Annotated in this window: 19 protein-coding genes; 10 read left to right on the top strand and 9 right to left on the bottom strand. The window is 61.4% G+C overall.

Annotated elements, in window-relative coordinates; all coding sequences use genetic code 11:
- Positions 1-125 precede the first annotated feature (125 nt).
- Together cprA and VA602_RS20440 are read right to left on the bottom strand one after the other, a co-directional pair.
- Positions 126-1,277 carry a cationic peptide resistance protein CprA gene (gene cprA, locus VA602_RS20445; RefSeq protein WP_407682522.1) on the bottom strand — a complete coding sequence of 384 codons (1,152 nt, stop codon included), beginning with the start codon at positions 1,275-1,277 and terminating at the stop codon, positions 126-128.
- Positions 1,278-1,355: 78 nt separating this feature from the next.
- On the bottom strand, positions 1,356-2,762 hold the full coding sequence (locus VA602_RS20440; RefSeq protein ID WP_323454150.1) for a YadA family autotransporter adhesin: 1,407 nt from the start codon (positions 2,760-2,762) through the stop codon (positions 1,356-1,358).
- A 1,186-nt stretch (positions 2,763-3,948) separates the two neighbouring features.
- On the opposite strand from VA602_RS20440, the gene VA602_RS20435 reads away from it, so the two are divergent.
- A complete protein-coding gene (locus tag VA602_RS20435) occupies positions 3,949-4,440 on the top strand; it encodes a DUF1543 domain-containing protein (protein ID WP_063544656.1) in 492 nt (163 codons plus the stop codon).
- Positions 4,441-4,469: 29 nt separating this feature from the next.
- Here the strand turns inward: VA602_RS20435 and xth are convergent, their stop codons facing one another.
- Complete coding sequence (gene xth, locus VA602_RS20430; protein WP_323454149.1) at positions 4,470-5,267, bottom strand: exodeoxyribonuclease III; 798 nt, start codon at positions 5,265-5,267, stop codon at positions 4,470-4,472.
- A complete protein-coding gene (locus VA602_RS20425) occupies positions 5,264-5,506 on the bottom strand; it encodes a hypothetical protein (RefSeq protein WP_054894654.1) in 243 nt (80 codons plus the stop codon). The genes xth and VA602_RS20425 overlap by 4 nt, the downstream gene beginning before the upstream one ends.
- 248 nt (positions 5,507-5,754) lie before the next feature.
- Between VA602_RS20425 and VA602_RS20420 the strand changes: the two genes are divergently transcribed.
- Positions 5,755-6,957 (top strand): zinc-dependent alcohol dehydrogenase, encoded by a 1,203-nt coding sequence (locus tag VA602_RS20420; protein WP_054894653.1) that lies wholly within the window; start codon positions 5,755-5,757, stop codon positions 6,955-6,957.
- A gap of 13 nt (positions 6,958-6,970) precedes the next feature.
- Positions 6,971-7,204, top strand: a complete 234-nt coding sequence (locus VA602_RS20415) for a PLDc N-terminal domain-containing protein (RefSeq protein ID WP_054894652.1) — start codon at positions 6,971-6,973, stop codon at positions 7,202-7,204.
- Between the two features lie 90 nt (positions 7,205-7,294).
- Here the strand turns inward: VA602_RS20415 and VA602_RS20410 are convergent, their stop codons facing one another.
- The 3 genes from VA602_RS20410 to VA602_RS20400 form a co-directional block, all read right to left on the bottom strand.
- Positions 7,295-7,819, bottom strand: a complete 525-nt coding sequence (locus tag VA602_RS20410) for a hypothetical protein (protein WP_323454148.1) — start codon at positions 7,817-7,819, stop codon at positions 7,295-7,297.
- A 171-nt stretch (positions 7,820-7,990) separates the two neighbouring features.
- Positions 7,991-8,152, bottom strand: a complete 162-nt coding sequence (locus VA602_RS20405; protein ID WP_172964774.1) for a hypothetical protein — start codon at positions 8,150-8,152, stop codon at positions 7,991-7,993.
- Positions 8,153-8,230: 78 nt separating this feature from the next.
- Positions 8,231-9,118: a MerR family transcriptional regulator gene (locus VA602_RS20400; RefSeq protein ID WP_323454147.1), complete on the bottom strand. Its 888-nt coding sequence runs from the start codon at positions 9,116-9,118 to the stop codon at positions 8,231-8,233.
- Positions 9,119-9,271: 153 nt separating this feature from the next.
- On the opposite strand from VA602_RS20400, the gene VA602_RS20395 reads away from it, so the two are divergent.
- From VA602_RS20395 to VA602_RS20365, 7 genes are all read left to right on the top strand, one after another.
- Positions 9,272-9,718, top strand: coding sequence for a PAS domain S-box protein (locus VA602_RS20395; RefSeq protein ID WP_112898072.1), 447 nt, complete (start codon positions 9,272-9,274; stop codon positions 9,716-9,718).
- Between the two features lie 100 nt (positions 9,719-9,818).
- Entirely contained in the window at positions 9,819-10,241 is a 423-nt protein-coding gene (locus VA602_RS20390) for a nuclear transport factor 2 family protein (RefSeq protein ID WP_323454146.1), read from the top strand.
- On the top strand, positions 10,238-10,993 hold the full coding sequence (locus VA602_RS20385; RefSeq protein ID WP_153774692.1) for an SDR family NAD(P)-dependent oxidoreductase: 756 nt from the start codon (positions 10,238-10,240) through the stop codon (positions 10,991-10,993). Before VA602_RS20390 ends, VA602_RS20385 begins: the two co-directional genes overlap by 4 nt.
- Before the next feature lie 3 nt (positions 10,994-10,996).
- Positions 10,997-12,244 (top strand): NAD(P)/FAD-dependent oxidoreductase, encoded by a 1,248-nt coding sequence (locus VA602_RS20380; protein ID WP_323454145.1) that lies wholly within the window; start codon positions 10,997-10,999, stop codon positions 12,242-12,244.
- Entirely contained in the window at positions 12,241-13,050 is an 810-nt protein-coding gene (locus VA602_RS20375; protein WP_323454144.1) for a DUF1365 domain-containing protein, read from the top strand. The genes VA602_RS20380 and VA602_RS20375 overlap by 4 nt, the downstream gene beginning before the upstream one ends.
- Positions 13,025-14,287 carry a cyclopropane-fatty-acyl-phospholipid synthase family protein gene (locus VA602_RS20370; protein WP_323454143.1) on the top strand — a complete coding sequence of 421 codons (1,263 nt, stop codon included), beginning with the start codon at positions 13,025-13,027 and terminating at the stop codon, positions 14,285-14,287. Before VA602_RS20375 ends, VA602_RS20370 begins: the two co-directional genes overlap by 26 nt.
- A complete protein-coding gene (locus VA602_RS20365) occupies positions 14,287-14,775 on the top strand; it encodes a DUF2878 domain-containing protein (RefSeq protein ID WP_153774696.1) in 489 nt (162 codons plus the stop codon). Before VA602_RS20370 ends, VA602_RS20365 begins: the two co-directional genes overlap by 1 nt.
- On the opposite strand, the gene VA602_RS20360 is transcribed toward VA602_RS20365, so the two are convergent.
- Positions 14,713-14,895, bottom strand: a complete 183-nt coding sequence (locus VA602_RS20360; protein WP_112898067.1) for a DUF2256 domain-containing protein — start codon at positions 14,893-14,895, stop codon at positions 14,713-14,715. The two genes, VA602_RS20365 and VA602_RS20360, sit on opposite strands and share 63 nt — an antisense overlap.
- Positions 14,892-16,418: a cryptochrome/photolyase family protein gene (locus tag VA602_RS20355; protein WP_323454142.1), complete on the bottom strand. Its 1,527-nt coding sequence runs from the start codon at positions 16,416-16,418 to the stop codon at positions 14,892-14,894. Before VA602_RS20355 ends, VA602_RS20360 begins: the two co-directional genes overlap by 4 nt.
- Positions 16,419-16,421 lie beyond the last annotated feature (3 nt).

Here is a 16,421-nt window from a genome sequence, read left to right as displayed (position 1 = left end):
TGATTGGCACCTGTTTGCATCCCGATGCTTGGGCACCACACCTGAGCGAGCGCCAGGCAAGCGCTCAGCCATTGCCAGGCAATCCTGACTGAAATACTGGCCATACGCCAATACTGCGCAGTTCTTCACTTGAAGTCCCACTGCATCTGCTGCGTGATCGCGACGCCTCTGGACGTTCGAACACAGGCTTCAAGATAGTCGGTAAAACGCGGCGGCGGTGAGATGCCTTCATCCAGCAAACGGCTGTTGTCGAACACGTAGTTGAGATTGGCGAAACCACTGTACAGGCGCAAAGCGCGCATGATCAGACGGGGGTTGCCTGGCCCGATGCGAGACTCGAAGTCGGCCGCCAGCGCCGGCAGATCCTCGACACCCACTTTCTGGTAGCGCTCGCTCACCGGCTGCGTCGTGCAGGCAGCAGCATAGGCCTGGTCGATGTCGGAAAACGTGCAGGCAGCGTCCCGGCCTGCGGAGATATGATAGAGGTCATGCCGCAGATGGCGCTTGAGTGCAAGATTGATCAGCGCATCGGCGCAGTAGTCGACCGGGATCACATCGATCTTCTCTTCCAGATCACAGGTGAAGCTTTCCAGGGCCAGCCCCATGCGGAACATCCAGAAGATGCTGCCCGACGGCTGGCATCCCAGGGTGCGGTGCCCGACCACGATCGAAGGCCTGGCCACGACCAGGGGTAGATCAGGCAACTCCTGGCGCATGCGTCGCTCGATTTCGGCCTTCGAAGCGGTATAGGGCACCAGTTGTGCCTCGGCCTGCGGAAAACGCCAGGATTCGCTGACCAGCGAATCGCGATCAGGGCCGCAGCTCATCGCCGTGCCGACATGCACGAAGCGCTTCAGGCGCGGCATGCGACTCATCGCCTTGGCAAAGGCAAAGGTGCCTTCCACGTTCACCGGCCAGATGTTCGGATTTTTCGAAAAAGATGCCACGGCCGCGCAGTTGAGGACCCGATCGATCGTCATCAACCTTGCTGACTCAGGCTCGAGCCAGGAGGTATCCAGCAGGTCTCCACAAATGACCTGATTGGCGTTGAGCGACATCCGCCCGACTTCACCTACACCGTGCAAGCTCAGATTGGTACGCACACGCTCCAATCCCTGCTCTGGGCTACTTGCCCGAACCAGGAAGCACAATTGGCTGACGTAGCCGTATGCGATCAGCTGAGCGGCCACCGAACCACCGAGAAAACCGGTTGCACCTGTGATCAACAGGCGTTCACTGATGGCAGCCCGCGTTTTCGCTATAGCATCGATCTGCATGTTCATACACTCCTAACCATCCGGCGAGGCAGGCGATTACACCCGCCCACCTCGCGATTCAACGTTGATCGAAACGAATTACCACTGATAACCGACGCCCACTGCCGCACCAGCGTCGTTACGGGTGTTGGTGGACCCGCTGAAGTTCGTCGACCAACGACCGCTGGGCGAGACGTACGAGACACCCACCGCCAGGGCCGACTCGCCCCGGTAGTTGCCCACCGCCACGGAGGTCATGCTGCCGCCGGCGACCATCGACCGTGGCAGGTTGGCCATCGCCATGGCGCCGGCGATACCCGCACTGAGCGTGCTGTCCTGCTGCTTGAGGTCGCGGTGCAGTTGCGCGTAACGCTGGTCGGTGTAGGCATTCGCCTGCTCGGTGGCAGCGGCTGTGGCGCGAGTCAACTGGGCGATGTTGGCGGCATCCGTGCCGCGGCTGCCCGCAGCGACATGGGTAATCTGCCGCTCGGCACCGGCTTGCCCCACAGAGACCGTGTTGCTGCGGTCGGCAACCGAGTTGGCGCCCAGGGCAACGCTGTTGCTGGCAATGGCCTTGGCATCACTCCCCACCGCAGTGGTGCCACTGCCTTCGGCACGTGCTCGGGCGCCCATCGCCACGCTGTTGTCACCCGCAGCCTGAGCAGCACCGCCACCGGCCACGGCGTCTTTCCCCGAAGCCTGGGGCTGACGCAGGTTGCTGCGGGCGCTGGTCTGGAAAGCGCCGCCCGCGCCTTTCTGCAAGTTGGCCACCTCAGCACTGACTTTGCTCACCGATTGCGCGGTCTGGGTCGCAACGCCCTGCACCGCCTCGATGGATTGGCGCACTGTGACGACGTTGGCATCGGTGTAGGCCTTGGCCGCAGCGATGTCATTGCCGGTACGTGTGGCCAGCTCGCCAAGCTGGGTGCCAAGCTGACCGATACGCTCGTTCGAGGACGACAACTGGCTACCATTGACCGCATCGGTGCTGCTGGCGGTCAGTGCGCCGGCCTGGACGTTGGACAGGCGCGCGGCCTGACCACCAGGATTGAGGGTCAGCTGCGCCCTGTTACTGGCGTCGTCATATTTGACAGCTGCTTGCGCGGTCTGGGTCGCAACGTCCTGGACCGCCTCGATGGACTGACGCACCGTGACGACATTGGCATCGGTGTAAGCCTTGGCTGCAGCGATGTCATTGCCGGTACGTGTGGCCAGTTCGCCAACCTGGGTGCCGAGCTGACCGATACGCTCGTTCGAGGACGACAACTGGCTGCCATTGACCGCATCGGTGCTGCTGGCGGTCAGTGCGCCGGCCTGGACGTTGGACAGGCGCGCCGCCTGACCACCCGGATTGAGGGTTAGTTGAGCCTTGTTACTGGCGTCGTCGTATTTGACGGCAGCGTTGGCAGTGTTCTTGACGCTTTCGCCGACGGCAACCAGTGCATCGGCTACGTTATTGCGGGTCGAGACTGAAGCTTGGGCATTACCGTTTGCATCGACATCCACGGTAGTAAAGACCGGAGCACTGCGAGCGTCCTGCGTCTTGACCGAAGGAATCTTTGCACCACCACCCAGCGAGTCGGCAATTAACTTGTTATTAGCATTGGTCTTTTCATGGAGCTCCTCAAAACCGTCAGCTAACCTCTCAAAACCGGCAGTGAACCCCTTGATTCCCTTCTCAACACGGTCAGCCAAGCTCTCAACTCCGAAATAGTCGGCCACCTTATTCGCGTCTTGTACGCGACGTTCGAACAGATCGCGCGTCGTAACGAACGTGCCATCGCCTTTACCTAATGAGCCGACCATAGCTGTAAAAGCACCAGGCTCACTGCCAGGCAGCGGAAGGACCTTGCGAATATCTGCGTTAATCTTTTCCCATTTTTCGGTCAGTGCCTTGATATTGGCATCAAGACGTGCATCATCCGCAGCGGTTGGCGCCGGCCCCTTCACATCGGTAACTTGCACAGCCCATGCTACTGGCGAGCCTCCCATTCCCAACACACACGAGACCAGCACACCACCCATCCACCGCTGCCTGCCCGGTGCAAACTTGATATTCATTTTCGACTTCATGACCAACCGCCAACCCCTTCAATCCAATAATTAATCGAGGCCATCACCTCGACCTGCTTGTGATAGGGAGTCGCTCTTCGCGCATAGGCATCCAATCCAGTGACGAAAAATCGCCTGGAAGTTCAAAATGCAATATCAGCGCCCGGATGAACTACCTGCACTTCAGCGACCGAAAAAACGAATGCATCGAGATACCTTCAAGTCGCGCGAGCAACTCGAACAGTGACTGTGTACAGGTGGGCGAAATTAAAGGCTTTCATAAAGAAAATGCCCATCCCTGGGCATTAATGCACCCAGCACCCGCATCCATCAGGCGCTTTCTTCAAAGAGCGAGCCCTTCCGAGCTGACGCAAGTCCTTGGCATTTCAATAAGCTTCGTCACACGCTCAGTGCACACTTAAAGAGCCCAGAAGCACCCACCCCCTGAACACGAGCGCTATCTTCCAGTAAATACCCGGGCGAAAATATCGGAGGATTCCTAAAAACTAAGAAAAAGCCTATTTAACTATCAGACAAACCCTCATGCGCATGAGCAGCGGCACAATGCCGACACGCCGCCGAGCACTCAACCACGCGCTGTGCCACCATATGCCCCCTGCCCCTCACCACAGGCTCACCCATGCTCTACGTTGTCATGCTCGGAGGAAGACATCCTCGGGCCAGCATCGAAGTCCACGACGTGGTCTTCGCCCACGCCGACACGCTCGACCAGACCTACCCGCAGCTGCGCAGCGCCTGGTTCGGTAGCCCTAAAGGCTTGCACATCGATTCCTGGCTGGAAGTCCATGGTGTGGATGGCTATCGCGTCGAGCTCGGCCACGCCGCACCACCGCCCGGCGCCATGCGCTTGTTCTTGCTGAACCTGGGAGGCTACGCACCTGGCGTGTTTGGCGAGGATCACCGCTACTTGCTGGTCACGGCTACCGACAAGGCCGCCGCCAAGCAGATTGGCAAGCGACGCATGGCAGCCGGTTGGCTGAAGCCGCATACCGACACAGTGGTGGATGTCGACGACTGCCTGCCGGTGGACCTGGTCGACGGTCGCTACGTGCACCTGGTCGAGGGCGAACATCGAGGCACGCTGCAGCGCAGCGACTACATCGTCATCTGAGCGACGGTGGTCGACCGAAGCGCTGACCGCTAACGTTGCTGGCGGCGCCTGCCCAATTCGATCCAGACCGGCGCATGATCGCTGGCCTTGGCCTCGTTGCGTACCCAGGCATCCACACCCGCCCGTTTCAGATAGGGGGCGAGGTCGGGATTGAGCAGCAAGTGGTCGATCCGCAGCCCGGCATTGCGTGCCCAGTGATTGCGAAAATAATCCCAGAACGTGTAGATGCGCTGCTCTGGGTACAGGTGGCGAACAGCATCGACCCAGCCTTGCGCCAGCAACTGCTCGAAACACGCCCTTGACTCAGGTTGCAGCAGCGCGTCCTTCAGCCACGAACGTGGGTTGTAGATATCCAGATCAGTCGGCACGACATTGAAATCGCCCGCCAGCACCGTGGGATGGCTGCTGCCATGCAGTGCCTGGGCATGCTTGATCAGGCACTCGAACCAGCGCAATTTGTACTCGAACTTCGGGCCGGGTTGCGGGTTGCCATTGGGCAGATACAGGCAGCCCACCAGCACGCCCTGCACCGCAGCTTCGAGATAGCGGCTCTGCTGATCGTCCTCCATGCCGGGCAGCCCACGACGGACCTCCAGTGGTTCGCTATCGCGCGCCAGGATTGCAACACCGTTCCAGGAGGGTTGCCCTTGGTAAAGGCAGCCATAACCCGCCGCTTCAAGCGCCTCGCGAGGAAACTGTTGGTCGGCCGCCTTCAATTCCTGCAGGCAGACGATGTCCGGTTGCTCCCGCGCCAGCCAGGCCAACAACGCGGGCAGGCGGCTGCGGATGCCATTGATATTGAAGGTGGCAATCTTCAGTGCTTTCATGCGTCAGGGTCGTTCACGTGGGCCTGGACGGCGTCTTCCAGTGCCCGGACGTGGGCCTGATCGGCCAACGCCTTCAGCGCCAGCCAGTCATCCCAGTCGATGGCACCATCGTCACGCAGCGCCTCGGCGGTGCGAACCAGTTCATGGTGGTAGGCATCCGGCGACTCGCGACGGTAACTGACGTCGTCGTACTGTGCGTACCAGGCTTCTAGTTCAGGAATGCTGCGTTCGATGCTCATGATGACGGCCTCGTTGTACCCCTGTTTGTGAGAGCCCACCCTGCGCGCAATGTTCCAATCAGCAGTTGATCAGAACCGCTGATGCTGACCGGATACGGCATGCTCCGGCTTGCCCCGATCGAACAAAGGCCGCTATTTAGCGAGTCAGTATTTAGTACCACCGGACTTACTCACCTGAACTTTGCTGACCGTCATGGCTTCCCCTGCATACCTACCACGCAGACATGCACTTGCAGGAGCAGACACTCATGAGAGCACTGACCTACCACGGAGCACACGACGTCAGGGTCGATAACGTCCCTGATCCCATCATCCAGGAACAAGACGACATCATCCTCAAGGTGACCGCCACCGCCATCTGCGGCTCCGATCTGCACCTCTATCGAGGCAAAATCCCGCAAACCGAAGCGGGCGATATTTTCGGGCACGAGTTCATGGGTATCGTCGAGGACACTGGCAGTGCCGTTACCAATCTGAAGATCGGCGATCGCGTCGTGATCCCCTTCGTCATCGCCTGCGGCAGTTGCTTCTTCTGTCAGCACGATCTGTTCGCGGCTTGCGAGACTACCAACACCGGGCGCGGCGCGATCATCAACAAAAAAGGCATTCCCCCAGGAGCTGCCCTGTTCGGATACAGCCATCTGTATGGCGGTATCCCTGGCGGCCAAGCCGACTATGTCAGGGTGCCCAAAGGTAATGTCGGCCCGTTCAAAGTGCCCACGGACCTTGCCGATGACAAGGTGCTGTTTCTTTCCGACATTCTGCCGACCGCCTGGCAGGCGGTGATCAATGCCGACATCGGCCAGGGTTCGTCAGTGGCTATCTACGGGGCCGGGCCAGTGGGCTTGTTGAGTGCTGCCTGCGCGCGGATGCTCGGCGCGCAGACCATCTTCATGGTCGACGACAACGATTACCGCCTGGCGTATGCCCAGGAGGCCTACGGAGTCATACCCATCAACTTCGAGCAGGACGACGACCCTGCAGACAGCATCATCCGTCAGACACCGGGCATGCGCGGCGTGGATGCCGTGATCGACGCGGTCGGCTTCGAGGCCAAGGGAAGCACTGCAGAAACGGTGATGACAGCGCTGAAAATCGAAGGCAGCAGTGGCAAGGCGCTACGCCAGAGCATTGCTGCGGTTCGCCGTGGCGGGGTTGTCAGCGTCCCCGGTGTGTACGCCGGCTTCATCCACGCCTTCATGTTCGGCGATGCCTTCGACAAGGGCCTCACCTTCAAGATGGGTCAGACCCATGTCCAGAAATACCTGCCAGAACTGCTGCAGCACATCGAAGCCGGACGCCTGCAACCGGAACTGATCGTCACCCACCGCCTGGCGCTCGAGGAGGCGGCGATGGGATACAAGATCTTCGATCAGAAGCAGGACAACTGCCGCAAGGTCATCCTCGTGCCAGGCGCTGCGGCGGGCACCCTGGGCCCTGACTACGTGTAGAGGAGGCAAGGTCATGAACGGTTTAGCCAGTTACTTCTGGATTGCCGTGGCGGCAATTCTGCTACTCATCGACCTGTGGGCAATCGTCAGCGTGTTCAGGAGCGACAAGACGGATGCCGTCAAAGCGGCTTGGGCCCTGCTGATCCTGGCGCTACCGCTCGTGGGTCTGGGTATCTGGGGCGTTGCTGGCCCACGCGGCATCAAACGAGGCACCGGGCCCACTTCTGACGAGCACAGCAAAGGCTGACGTTACTGAGGTTGGCGCTACGGCACACCTCGCCCGCTGAGCCCGCGTCGAGCCCTGCATGCTCGAACCGAACGTCCAGGATCGACGCGCTCAGGCCAGTTGGATGTAGACCGAGTAGCTACCCAGCAGCACCCAGAAGACCAGAAAGATCCACGGCGTGCGTAACGAAAACAGCAGTGATTTTCGATGCCCTGCACGAGAGGTCTCTGCCTCGGAGAACAGCGGCGACTCGTCGTAGGCCAACCCCCTCAACGGCTCGCTGCGCAGCAGGTGGCTTTGCTTGAGCTGCCAGTGATCGATGATGTTGTACGCAGCCCGGATGCCAGGCCAGGCGTTGAGCGAGCTCAATACCCCGAGCAAGGCAAGGAACGCCGGCACGATCAGGGTGAACATTTCGCCCCACCCTTGATTGAGGTTGCCCATGGAAGAAACGAACGCGATGACCAGGAAAGATTGCGCCGCCAGGTAGGCATCCGTGCGATTGGCCAGGATGCTGGTTTCGTACTGGATCTCGCGGCGGTAGAAGTCCAGGCGCTCCTTGGGAGAGCCAAACATCCTCGCATTGTGCTCGTTGATCTCGTGTTCAGGGGTGGTTGGGGTAATGATTCGAGGCATTCGCTGCTCCGGAAAGTGGGGTCCGAGCTACGAGATGAGCCAGGAGCTGAATCCGGTAGAACAGGCGATGGGACCGAGAATTCCATTGAATTGACGTCTCACCTGCGATTTCCCTGCTCCGCCCCAGAGGCTCGCCAGCGTGGCGAGCCTCAACCCTGTCGGGTGGCAGTTTCAGCGTTTGTGCTGACCATGATCACGGGCCGTTTTTTGCGCCGTCGAGTCATGTGATGTACCGGTAGATCCGTCCGGACGATGGGCGTCGTTGTCTCGCTCCTCTTCCCCCTGGGTCCCGGTCTGCGTCCCCGGCTTTTGAGTCTGGATCTCTTTCTTCATGCTGCTCTCCTCGGCTTGGCCTTTGAACAAGGGAAGCCAATCCGTGGGGCAAAGTTCCATGTTTGGAGCCCAGACCCGCTAAAGGTCAAGCGCGCCACGGTGCAACGCACTCAGCCTGCGCGCAGCGTCAACGCCTCCCTCGTCCAGCAGGCATAACGGGATTCCGCTCAACGCATGCAGCGAATCAGCCAACCCCTGGCCAACCAAGGCCAGCGGGCAGGCAATGTCCATCTGCAAGGTACGCAAGCGCCTGGCCAAGGCGGGGCTCACCGGCGCCTGGACTTTTATCACCAGCGCCGCAGGCTGCATGGCGGTGCAGAGCAACGGCAACTCTTCCAGCGACTGTCCGCAGCCCAGTACGTCGATGCGCTGTTGCTCGCTGCTCAACATCAGCCCAGCGCACAGCACCTCGAATTCAGCCAGCCCCTCGGTGCTTGCCAGCAGCACCCGCGGCGCGGGGATCTGATTCAAGTGCAGGCGCGCCAGCAAGCGGGCACGCAGGAACGTATCGAGAAACAGCCATTGGCTACGCCGGCCTGGAGCAGCCCCTGAAGCCAACTCATACCAAACCGGCATCAGCACTTCGCGCAGCACGGAGGTCTTGGGGAACAGGGTGAACAACTGGCCATGAATCCCCTCCAACGCCTGTGCATCGAATGCCTCGGATGCACGCACCACAGCGTCTCGCCATTCGTCGAAGGCCGAGGGCTGCTGCACTGGTGCCTCAGGCCGGCCGGCGAGCCTGTCGCCGACCTTGCTGATAGACAGGCCGTTGGCAGTCCAGCGCAGGATGTCGCGTATGCGTTGCACATCCCGGGCGGTGTACAAGCGATGGCCGCCCTCGGTGCGCTGCGGGCGTATCAACCCATGCCGCCGCTCCCAGGCGCGCAACGTGACCGGGTTGATGCCGGTCAAGCTGACCACATCGCGCATGGGTAGCAAATCGGGTGGGGTGGTGTCAGTCATAATCAGAGAATATCCGGGAGATCGAGCATTCTAAACTCATATGGACTTTCTGCGGCGAGCCTTCATGGTCCATCATGCAGACAACGGCGCCGAGGTCTTCCACATAGAAGCAATCTGCGCATCTTGCTTATAAAACGCCTGTAGGTGGGCCCTATGATCACCGCGAAACTCCTTCAACTGATGGTCGAGCATTCGAACGATGGCATCGTCGTTGCCGAGCAAGAGGGCAACGACAGCATCCTCATCTACGTCAACCCCGCTTTCGAGCGCCTGACCGGCTATTACGCCGACGACATCCTCTATCAGGATTGCCGTTTTCTGCAGGGCGAGAATCATGACCAGGAAGGCCTCGCAAGCATCCGCGATGCGATCCGTGAAGGCCGCCCCTGCCGCGAGGTGCTACGCAACTATCGCAAGGATGGAAGCCTGTTCTGGAACGAATTATCCATCTCGCCCGTGTACAACGAGGCAGACCAGCTGACCTACTACATCGGCATCCAGCGCGATGTGACAGCGCAGGTTTGCGCCGAAGAAAAGGTGCGCGAGCTCGAGGCCGAAGTGGCCCGCTTGCGCCGCCAACTCGGCCAAGACGAGCGCTAAAAAAAGCTATACACAACCCTCAATCTGTATAGATTAATCTCGGCGCTTCAGCTATACCTGTACAACAAATATATTTTGTACAGGATTTCCTGGAGCCCACATGTCAGCATACCTACAGCAATTCGCCGAGCGCTTCGCCAGCCTCGATGGGGCTAACCTCGGCACGCTGGAAAACCTGTACAGCGAAGACATCACTTTTCGCGACCCTCTGCACCACATACAGGGCCTGCCGGCGCTGCGAGCCTATTTCGAGCAGCTGTACGCCAACGCCACCGATATCCGCTATGCCTTTCTCAGCGCCGACGAGGTGAGTCCCGGACAGGGTTACCTGCGCTGGACCCTGCAGTTCCGCCACCCACGCCTGGCCCGCGGGCAGCAGATCTCGTTGCAAGGTTGCAGTTGCCTGCACTGGCGCGACCGTGTGCATTTTCACCAGGACTATTTCGACGCCGGCGCCCTCATTTATGAACACCTTCCCATCATGGGCGGCGCCATTCGCTGGCTCAAAGGCAGGCTGGCATGAGCCGCTGCTGGTTGACCGGCGCCAGCAGCGGTATCGGTGCCGAGCTCGCTCGCATCCTGCTGGAGCAAGGCCATCAAGTGGCCCTGGGCGCACGCCAGGCCGATCGCCTTGCGCCCCTGGCCGAACAGTTTCCTGGGCAGGTACTGCTGGCCATCGGCGATCTTGGCAACCCTGAGGATATCGCCGCGATCGCCGCGCGGATCGAGCAGGCCTGGGGCGGGCTGGACATGGCCATTTTCAATGCCGGCACCTGCGAATACCTGGAGCCGGGGCAGTTCGATCCGGCGCTGGTCGAGCGCGTGATGCGCACCAACCTGCTCAGTGTCGCCTATTGCCTGGCATCGGCACTGCCCCTGCTTCGCAAGGGCCAGCGCCCTCACCTGGTGGTGATGGGCAGTTCGGTGACCTGGCTGGCTTTGCCCCGCGCCGGTGCCTACGGCGCCTCCAAGGCCGCGGTGCGCTATTTGATGGAGTCACAGCGGATCGACCTGGCTCGCGAAGGTATCGCAGTCACCTTGGTCAGCCCTGGCTTTGTCGACACACCTTTGACACGCCGCAACGATTTCCCCATGCCGCAGCTGTGGAGTGCGCAGCGCGCCGCCCGACACATCGCCAGGCGCTTGCCCCACCGCCCCGTGGAAATCAACTTCCCCGGTCTTTTCACCTGTGTATTGCGCCTGCTCGGTGCGCTACCGGCGCGCCTGCGTCTGGCCCTGGGGCAACGCCTCGCCCGTCATGAACAGGAAGGTTGATTCATGCGTATAGCAATCATCGGCAGCGGCATCGCCGGGCTGACCTGCGCCCATCTGCTGTCACGCAACCACCAGGTCACGGTTTTCGAAGCCGAGCGCTGGATCGGTGGCCACACCCACACCCTCGATGTGGTCTGGAAGGGCCAGCGCCATGCAATAGACACCGGCTTCATCGTGTTCAACGACTGGACCTACCCCAACTTCATTCGGCTGCTCGACCAGCTCAAGGTCACCTCACAGCCCACCGAAATGAGTTTTTCCGTGCATGACCCGGCCACAGGCCTTGAGTACAACGGCCACGACCTGAACACACTGTTCGCACAACGCCGCAACCTGATCTCCCCAGGCTTCTGGGGAATGCTGCGGGATATTCTGCGCTTCAACCGCCAGGCACTGACCGACCTGGACAGCCAGCGCATCGATGCCAACACCACGCTGGGTAGCTACCTTCAGGCACAGGGTTATGGGCAGCGCTTCATCGACCACTATATCGTGCCGATGGGATCGGCCATCTGGTCGATGTCCCGCGCCGACATGCTCCACTTCCCCCTCGCGTTCTTCGTCCGCTTCTGTCGCAACCACGGCTTGCTGTCGGTCAACCACCGTCCACAGTGGCGGGTCATCAGCGGTGGTTCGAGCAGCTACATCGCGCCACTGTGCCGCCCCTTCGCTGACCATATCCGCCTTGACTGCAAGGTTCACCGGGTCAGCCGCGACGAAGGTGGGGTAACGGTGGTGAGCGCGGCCGGCACCGAACGCTTCGACAATGTAGTGTTCGCCTGCCATAGCGACCAGGCCCTGGCAATGCTGGAAAGCCCCAGCGCACAGGAGCGTGCCGTGCTCGGGGCCATCGGCTATGCCAGTAACGACGTCGTACTGCACACCGACACCCGCCTGCTGCCGCGCCGCAAGCGCGCCTGGGCGAGCTGGAACTACCGCCTGGGAGGCCCACAGGAGGCTCCCGCCGCGCTGACCTACAACATGAATATCCTGCAAGGTATTCAGGCACCGACCACCTTCTGCGTGAGCCTCAACCAGACCGCATTGATAGACCCTGCGCAGGTGATTGCCCGCTTTCAGTACGCCCATCCTCAATACAGCCTCGCGGCATCCGCGGCGCAGGCTCGGCAGTCAGAGCTGCAAGGTCAGCAGCACAGCTACTTCTGTGGTGCCTACTGGGGAAATGGCTTTCACGAGGACGGTGTGGTCAGTGCGCTGAAGGTGGCCGCGCATTTCGGGGTGCAACTGTGAACAGCAGCCTTTGCCTGGGCTGGATCAGCCACCATCGGTTGACGCCGCGCGCCCACGCGTTCCGCTATCGAACAGGCATGTTCTACCTGGATCTGGACGAGCAAACCTGGTTGATGAGCCTGTCACGCTGGCTAGGGCGCTGGCGCCTGGCACCGCTCAGCTTTCGCCAGACCGACTACCTGCCAGCACTGACCCAGCAGGGACACACGTTGGCACAGGCCGCGCGCTTGATCGTCCACCAAGCCACGGGGCATATGCCCGAAGGCCCGGTCCACCTGCTCACGCAATTGCGCTGCTGGGGGCTGTCGTTCAACCCGGTGAGTTTCTATTTCTGCCATGACCGCGACGCGAACCTGGTGGCGATCCTGCTGGAAGTACGAAACACCCCCTGGCGTGAACGCTTCCACTACGTGCTGCCGGTGCACGACAACCTGGGCACACCCTTCACGGTATCCAAGGCCTTCCATGTGTCGCCGTTCATGCCACTGGACATGGACTATCGCTTTCGCTTCTCCCTGAATGCGCAACATATACGTATCCACATGGAGAACCACCAACACGAGCGCACGGTGTTCAAGGCAGACCTCGCCTTGCAGCGCCAGCCTTTGGACCGCACCAGTCTGCATCGATACATCCTGGCCTTCCCGTGGATGAGCCTGCGCACCCTCTCGGCTATCTACTGGCAAGCACTGCGCCTGCTGTTCAAACGCACCCCCATCCATGACCACACTGCCCGCCAGAATCACTTGGCGCTCGGCCACTCCTGCGAGGACACGAATGATGTCGAATCACACCCTGAGCGTTAGCAAGTTCGCCGGCCTTGCGCCGTTGCTCGGCGGTCTGGCACGAAGCGCCGTACTCGCCCGGATGGGCAAGCTGCGCCACGGTCACTTGCGCCTGCTGTGCCACGGCCAGCAGTGGAGTTTTGGCGATACCGAGAGCCCGTTGCAGGCCGAGGTGGAGGTGCTCGATGACGCCACCTGGAGCCTGATCGCCGGCAATGGCTCGATCGGTGCCGGCGAAGCCTACATTCACGGCTATTGGCGCAGCCCGGACCTTGCACGGGTGACGCGCCTGTTCGTCGCCAACCTTGAAGTGCTCGACGCGCTCGAGGGCGGCCTGGCGCGCCTCGGCCGCCCTGCCCTGCGGCTGTTGCACCAGCTCAACCGCAATAGCAAGCGCGGTTCCCGGCGTAACATTCTGGCGCACTACGACCTCGGCAACGCCCTGTTCGAGCGACTACTGGACCCCACCATGATGTATTCGGCAGCCCAGTTCGAGCATCCCGGGCAGACACTGGAACACGCTCAGGTGCACAAACTGGAGCGTATCTGCCAGAAGCTTGAGCTATGCCCTGACGATCACCTGCTGGAAATTGGCTGCGGTTGGGGCTCCCTGGCGATTCACGCCGCCACCCGATACGGCTGCAGAGTCACCACCACCACGCTCTCCGAAGCGCAGTACAGCCATACCCTGGACCGCGTTCGGGCGCTGGGCCTGGAGCAGCGCATAACGGTACTTCGCGAGGACTACCGCGACCTGGAAGGCCGTTTCGACAAATTGGTTTCGATCGAGATGATCGAGGCGGTAGGCCATCGTTATCTGCCGGTGTATTTCCGCCAGTGCGCCGCGCTGCTCAAGCCCGATGGCCTGATGCTGCTGCAAGCCATCACCATTCGCGACCAACGTTACGACCAGGCACGGCGCTCGGTGGACTTCATCCAGCGCTACATTTTCCCCGGAGGCGCCCTGCCTTCGCTGAGCGTGATGCTCGATACCGCCAGCCGGCACACCGCGCTGAACCTTGTACATATGGAAGATTTCGGCCAGGACTACGCCCTCACCCTGCAGCATTGGCGGGAAAACCTGCGTCAGGCACGCACGGCGCTGGCCGACCTGGGCTACGACGACACGTTCCAGCGCCTGTGGGAATTCTACTTGTGCTACTGCCAAGGCGGCTTCGAGGAGCGCGCCATCGGCGTTGCCCACCTGCTGTTGGCCGCGCCCCAGGCACGTCGTGCGCCCTTGCCAGGCCATGCCTGATGCACGGCGGCAGGCTGGTCGCCAATGCCCTTTGGTTGCAGGTTGGCTGGTGGGCCTGCGTACTGGGTGCCGAACGGCCCTGGCTCTTGCTGCTGGTGATCCTCGGCCTGGGCGTGCATCTGCGCCTGAGCAGGGACGTCAGCGCCGAGTTCAAGGCGCTGTGGCGCGTTACCTTGGCCGGCTGCTTGCTCGATACGGTGCTGGGAGCGCTGGGGGTATTCGCGTTCGATGCCTGGCCGCTGCCACTGTGGCTGGCGCTGCTGTGGCTGGTGCTGGCCAGCGGCATGCGCCACAGCCTGGCATGGATCGCCAGGGACTGGCGGCTCGGTGCACTGCTAGGCGCAATCGGCGGCCCATTGGCTTACCTGGCGGGCGCCAGGCTGGCCGGGGTGGGATTGCCGTTGGGCACGCTGGAAACCGGCCTGCTACTGGCGCCCATCTGGGCCTTCACCTTGCCCCTGCTCTTGCGCCTGGCGGCGTGGCGCTGACCTGCGGCATCGCTCGGAGCAATAGCGCACCGCTTCCCAGCAGCGCGCCCAGCGCTTGCGCCAGTTGAACGGCCGGCCGCACACCACACAGACTTTGCTGGGCAACAGGCTCTTCTTCATATTGCCTGCCCGGCATCCAGTCGCGCCAACAACGACTGGCCGCGTTGCCATACGGCATCGCGACGGCTGGCCGACATGCCATCGAGCCCACGATAGGCCAGAGCCAGCCGCGGGTTAGCTGACAGCAAGGTGCGATGGCGCATCAGAAAATGCCAGTACAGAGCATTGAACGGGCAAGCATCCTCCTCGGTTACCTGACCAACCCTGTAACTGCAGGACGCGCAATGGTCGGACATGCGCTGGATGTACCGACCACTCGCACAATAGGGCTTGGAGCCCAGGTAGCCACCGTCGGCATGCATCACCATGCCAAGCGTGTTGGGCAGCTCGACCCAATCGAAGGCGTCCATGTAGACCGCCAGGTACCACTCACAAATCGCCGTTGGCACGATACCGGCCAGCAAGGCGAAGTTGCCGGTGATCATCAGCCGTTGGATATGGTGTGCGTAGCCCAGCCGCAAGGTCTGCCCGATGGCTTGCGCCATGCAGCGCATACGGGTTTGCCCGGTCCAGTAGAATTCCGGCAACGCGCGCTCGTTGTCCAGGTGATTGAGCCCGGCATATTCCGGCATGCGCAGCCAGTAGATCCCGCGCACGTACTCGCGCCAGCCTATCAACTGGCGGATGAACCCCTCGGCTGCATTGAGCGGCACTCGCCGCTCGCGCCACGCCCTGTCGACGTCTTCACACAGGCAACGCACATCCAGTAGCCCGATGTTGAGCGCCGCACTGATGCGTGCATGAAACAGGTAAGGCTCGCCCTCGGCCATCGCATCCTGATAGTCCCCGAAAGCCGCCAGGCCAAACTCCAGAAAGTGTTGCCAGAGCTGCTGGGCCTGGGCATGGGTTACTGGATAGTCGAAGCCTTCGGTGGCCCCGTAGTGATCGCTGAAGCGCTGACCTACCAGCGCCTGTACCGCTGCTGTGATCTCGTCCTGCGCAAAATGCGCAGCGAATGGACCACGTAGCTGACGCGGCAACGGCTTGCGATTGTCGACATCGAAATTCCAGGCCCCACCTGCGGGGCTGCCATCGAGCTCTATCAGCAGGCCGGTGCGCTTGCGCATGCCACGGTAGAAGTGCTCCATGCGCAGTTGGCGCCGCTCACCGGCCCAGCGCGCAAAGGCTTCGCGCGAGCACAGAAAACGCCGGTCACGGTGCCACACCAGCGGCAACCCGGCATCACGCAATGCCTGCTCCAGACGCCACTCGCCGCACTCGGTCAGGTGGATCTGCGTAGCGCCCAAGGCCTGTTGCCAGCGACACAACTCACCAACGATGCTGCCGCTGTTGCCTGCCGCATCGAGCTCGACATAGTGCACTTGCCAACCCCGCTCGCGCAGGCACCCAGCGAAGTGCCGCATGGCACTGAAGATCAGAACGATCTTCAGTGGATGGTGCGGCACGTACCGGGCCTCACCCTCCACCTCAGCCATCAAGATAGCGTCACGGGCAGGATCGAGAGCGCTCAGGCTCGCCAGGTCGAACGACAGCTGGTCACCCAGCACCAGGCCCAGGCGCATCGT

Origin of the sequence: Pseudomonas machongensis (assembly GCF_034961125.1) — a bacterium.
Taxonomy (GTDB): domain Bacteria; phylum Pseudomonadota; class Gammaproteobacteria; order Pseudomonadales; family Pseudomonadaceae; genus Aquipseudomonas; species Aquipseudomonas machongensis.
The sequence above is the reverse complement of the archived record's forward strand: the minus strand, read 5'-3'. Positions and strand labels throughout refer to the sequence as shown.